The organism is Mesorhizobium sp. M6A.T.Ce.TU.002.03.1.1, assembly GCF_003997275.1.
GTDB classification, from domain to species: Bacteria; Pseudomonadota; Alphaproteobacteria; order Rhizobiales; family Rhizobiaceae; genus Mesorhizobium; species Mesorhizobium mediterraneum.
The window spans coordinates 1-4,576 of record NZ_RZTI01000228.1; the positions used below are offsets into that span (position 1 = coordinate 1).

Genomic DNA, 4,576 nt, shown 5'->3' on the forward strand with positions numbered 1-4,576 from the left:
GGCCATAGGTGTCGTTGGTCAAAAGCCCGACGGTGAAGGAGCGCCGGCGCAACAGGCTCTGCGCCAGGCTGTTCGGGCGAAAGCCCAGCCGCTGCGCCGTCTCGCGAATACGCTCGCGCGTCTCGGCCGTCATCCGCCCCTGCCCGTTGAGCGCTTTTGAGGCCGTGGCGACGCTGACGCCGGCAAGGGAGGCGACTTCACGCAGGGTGACTGGCTGCTTGGTGAAGACTGGCTGGGCGTCGGAAACCATGATGTGCGCGGCGAATCCCTTAGTTGGAAAAAGGTTTTCTCTTATCGTCCTGCAGGGTGCTGATTGGTGGGTCAGCGGATGCGGCGCGATTTGGGAAAAGGTTTTTTCAGAGGGAGATTAGGAAAAGGATGCGGGGATGGCAAGAGGGATAGATTTGGTTTTGAGCGTGTCTAAGATTTCTTGCTAGGTGCCGTGATCTACGACCGCTTTGCGCCATTTGCGGACGTCAGCGAGCCATTATGGTCCGTGTTCATATCGGACGTTTCCGGTCTGACGCCGCGCGGATCCCTCCCGCCATTAATGCGATCGAGTTCGCAGCCATCTGGCGGAAGGTTCCGCTCCCTTTCTAGCTGCTGCTATAAAAGACTTCTTGATTCAGCCACCAGCCCAAATTGCTGGATTTGGCAGCCCAGGAAGGATAGGCTTGGTTTTTGGTTCAAGCGATGGAACAGAGACTAGCCGCAATTCTGGCTGCCGATATGGCGGGCTACAGTCGGCTAATGGAGGCCGACGAATCCGGCACGCTCGCACGCCTTCGGACCCATCGCATAGAACTGGTCGATCCCGCCATCGCGAAGAACAAGGGCCGGATCATCAAGACCACCGGAGACGGCATGCTCGTTGAGTTCCAGAGCGTGACCGATGCCGTGAAATGCGCCGTGGAAATCCAACAGCGCATGAAACGGCGCAATTCGGATGTGCCGCAAGAACGGCGTATCGAATTCAGGATCGGCATAAATCTCGGCGACATCATTTTCGACGATGACGACATTTTCGGCGACGGCGTCAATATTGCCTCGCGCATCGAGCAACTCGCCGACGTCGGCGGTATCTGCGTGACCGCAGCGGTAGCGACCCAAATTGCCGACCGTCTCGAAATTGCCATGGAGGACCTGGGCGAGAAGACGTTAAAGAACATCAGCCGCCCGGTCCGCCTCTATCGCATCGGGTTTGACAGTGCTGTCCTGCCGGAAGTCGAGGCCAAGCGATCCATTTCGAAACCTTCGATAGTGGTGCTGCCATTCGACAACATGAGCGGCGACCCCGAGCAGGAATTTTTCGCGGACGGTCTGACCGAGGACATCATCACTGAACTGTCCCGCCACCATGAGCTGTTCGTCATCTCGCGCAATTCCAGCTTCGTCTACAAGAACCGCGCCGTGAATGTGCGCGAGGTGGCCGAGAAACTCGACGTCCAATACCTGGTGGAGGGAAGCGTCCGCAAGATCGGCAACAGGGTGCGCGTGACGGTTCAGCTGATCGACACGGCGAATGACGCTCATATCTGGGCAGACAAATATGACCGGAAGCTGGACGACATATTCGCGATTCAGGATGAGGTCACCGCGGCGATCGCAGCCACGCTGCCCGGTCGTGTCGAGGCGGCTCAGCGGGACCAGCTCGCGCGGGCGAAACCTGCAAACATGGCCGCGTATGAATGTGTGCTTGCTGCCAAGGTGCTGCATCACCGAAGCACGATTGCGGATAATGAACGCGCGCAAACCTTGATAGGCAGAGCCGTTGCGCTCGACCCCGATTATGCCCATGCCCATGCCTGGCGGGCCTGCATTCTTGGCCAGGCCTGGGTCCATAACTGGTGCGAAGACAGGGATGCCGTCTGGAGCGAGATCATGGCAGCGCTGGACAGGGCGCTGGCACTGGACGACAACGATGCCGATGTCCACCGCATCCTCGCCGCAGTGAACGTGAACAACAATGAGCTGACCACAGCGCGCTACCATCAAGAGCGCGCCCTCGCCCTCAATCCCAATTACGACCTCGTGGTGGTGCAGCAAGGCGAGTTATTGACGTGGCTGGGGAGGCCGGAAGAGGGAATTGAATGGATCCGCAAGGCAATGCAGTTGAACCCGCACCACCCCGAGAGGTTCTGGAGCCATCTGGGAAAGGCGCATTTCGCCGCGCGCCAATATGGCGAGGCGATCGAAGCTTTCATGCATCTGTCGACCATGGACTCGGTTCAGCACGCTTTCGCCGCTGCCTGCTACGGCTGGCTCGGCGACGAAATCGCGGCCGCGGCGCATCTAGGCAAGATCAGAACGCTCGACCCCCAATTCGATCTCGATTCATTTATCGCCACCCTGCACTATGCGCAGGAGGCTGATGCGCAGCACGTCCGCGAAGGACTGCTGAAAGCCGGTACTGCCCACCTTTAGCCAGCCCGTGACTACGAACCAGATCCAATCGGGGACAGGCAAAAAAGACCGCCCCCCACCGATTCGGACCTTGTGGCATGACCGAACGACGGGCGGCGCAGGGTCAGAGGCGGCCGTTCCACCCACCTACCAACACGCTCCCACGCCGGCGGCGCCTCACTGCTTAAAACAGTGGTCGCGGTGCCACTGCAAAAAATGAGGATGCGGGCGTTCAAACTGTCGGCCCGGCGGAAGTGCGCGGCGAGTCTTGTTTATGAACGCTTGCACGCTGTCGAGGTCGTTGACCTGTCGCGAGATCAGGATTTCCAAGTCATCGGATAGGCTGATCAACCCGCGATCGAGCATCCAATGTGCAGTGCCGGACAGCGCGATCCCATTGTTGATGACGTCGGGACCGTTCGCTTCGACCGGTCGAATATGCGCGGCAGAAACCTCTGCTCGGCCGCCGCCATTTATCAACTTCAGTCCCGTGATCGCGCAGCGCTCATCATAGGCGCGCAGGACGATGCGACGGAAAATGCGGTCCCGCACAATTCGCGATCCGATATAGCTCACGCGGTCACGGCTCTGCTCGAACTCGAATGGCGCCTGTTCATCCTGAAAGCCGGTGCCGGCCTCATCAACGCGCGGCAGCAACAACTCATTCGTGTCCAGGCCCAGATCGATGATGCGGTTGAAATCGGCTGGACTGATTGAGCGGACGGCCGCTTGGGCGCGACCGGAAATCCGTCCTTGGTCGTTGAATAAGCCTCGTTCAACGAGACCATTAGGTCCGTTAAATTGAACAGGATTGACGAAGTCGAGATAGGTGCCGGGCTCAATCAGAGCGAGGTACATATCAGGCGTCACAGGATCGGAAATGATCTGTTGGACTTTGGCTACGGCGTAATAGCCACGGGTATCGTTTACCTTGCTAGGCTCGTAGTAAATGATCCAGCCGCCGACGCATGCTTCGGCGCGACTCAGATACGGGCGAGGAAACTGATATTGCTCTGCGGGGCGGTCGTTGTATCTCGAATCTGAGCGGTGAATGAAGACCCCGAATCCCATGATCTTCCTGCAATGCGTTCTTTGGGAATATCTACCTCAGATGTAACACCAATCCGATCTTGGGAACTTAGTCCAGGTCGGAGAAGCTTTTCCCCATGGTATCGGTCCTTTGGAGGCGAATAGGGAAAGCCGCTAACAAGCGACCGCGCTATTTTCACCAAGCTGTCGCAAAAGGCCCGCGTCGTCCGTCCTCCGACAGAAGAAGGAGAGCGCCATGAGAAAACTTATCGTCACCGAATTCATCAGCGTCGATGGCATCGCCGAGGTCGAGAAATTGCCTGGCGTGACCTGGAACGATGAAATGCAAAAATTCAAAGAGGACGAGCTTGCCGACAGCGGCGCCATGCTTCTGGGCCGCACGACCTATGAGATTTTTGCCGGCTCATGGCCCAATGAAACCGGAGACTTCGCCGACCGCTTCAACGCGCTGCCGAAATATGTCGCGTCGACAAGCCTGAAGACGCTCGACTGGAAACCGGCCGAGCTGCTGACGGGCGCACTGCCGGAAGCGGTCAGGGAACTGAAGCAAGGCAGCGGCGGCAACATCTATGTGCATGGCAGCCTCAGCGTCGCGCAGGAATTGCTGCGCCATGGCCTGGTCGATCGCGTCAGGCTGCTCAGCTACCCCGGTGCCGTCGGCCATGGCAAGAAGCTGTTCCCGCCCGGCGAACAAGTGCCGCTCGCGCTGATTTCGGCCACGCCATTCAGCAACGGCGTGGTGGCGCTTGAGTATGCGCCTGTGACGGCGAAGTCGTGATGGCGCCAATGACAGCCAATCTCCCCCACAAGCAGGGCTATCGCATATGGGTAAGTACCCCCTCACCCGGATTGCCAACCGAATTGCGAAAGGCAATTCGGGACTATCCGACCTCTCCCCAAGGGGAGAGGAGCCAGCGCTGACGCTTCTCTCTTCTCCCCGCCGGGGAGAAGGTGGCCGCGAAGCGGCCGGATGAGGGGTCGGTTCGACCGGGCGCGGCCTCCCTCTCTTGCGACAGTGGAGGTTGGCGCATTACGCGAGACGGCCCCCTCTGGCCTGCCGGCCATCTCCCCCTCAAGGGGGGAGAAGCGTTTCGGCCATCAGCGCCTCGCTCCAACCTTACAG

At 59.1% G+C, this 4,576-nt stretch carries 4 protein-coding genes; 2 read left to right on the plus strand and 2 right to left on the minus strand.

The genetic code is table 11. The features are described from left to right. A partial coding sequence (locus tag EOC93_RS32610; protein WP_164759377.1) for a LacI family DNA-binding transcriptional regulator occupies positions 1-250 on the minus strand: 250 nt, incomplete at its 3' end. Between the two features lie 443 nt (positions 251-693). On the opposite strand from EOC93_RS32610, the gene EOC93_RS32615 reads away from it, so the two are divergent. Continuing rightward, the gene (locus EOC93_RS32615; protein ID WP_127206663.1) at positions 694-2,424 is read left to right on the plus strand and encodes an adenylate/guanylate cyclase domain-containing protein; all 1,731 of its coding nucleotides are present in this window, start codon (positions 694-696) and stop codon (positions 2,422-2,424) included. A 156-nt stretch (positions 2,425-2,580) separates the two neighbouring features. Here the strand turns inward: EOC93_RS32615 and EOC93_RS32620 are convergent, their stop codons facing one another. Further along, on the minus strand, positions 2,581-3,474 hold the full coding sequence (locus EOC93_RS32620) for an HNH endonuclease (protein ID WP_127206662.1): 894 nt from the start codon (positions 3,472-3,474) through the stop codon (positions 2,581-2,583). Between the two features lie 214 nt (positions 3,475-3,688). Between EOC93_RS32620 and EOC93_RS32625 the strand changes: the two genes are divergently transcribed. Further along, a complete protein-coding gene (locus EOC93_RS32625; RefSeq protein ID WP_095485649.1) occupies positions 3,689-4,231 on the plus strand; it encodes a dihydrofolate reductase family protein in 543 nt (180 codons plus the stop codon). The last annotated feature ends 345 nt before the right edge of the window (positions 4,232-4,576 follow it).

Bases quoted from the DNA above. Each gene is read 5' to 3' on its own strand.
- EOC93_RS32620 (WP_127206662.1), bottom strand. From the start codon at position 3,474: ATGGGATTCGGGGTCTTCATTCACCGCTCAGATTCGAGATACAACGAC.
- EOC93_RS32615 (WP_127206663.1), top strand. From the start codon at position 694: ATGGAACAGAGACTAGCCGCAATTCTGGCTGCCGATATGGCGGGCTAC.
- EOC93_RS32625 (WP_095485649.1), top strand. From the start codon at position 3,689: ATGAGAAAACTTATCGTCACCGAATTCATCAGCGTCGATGGCATCGCC.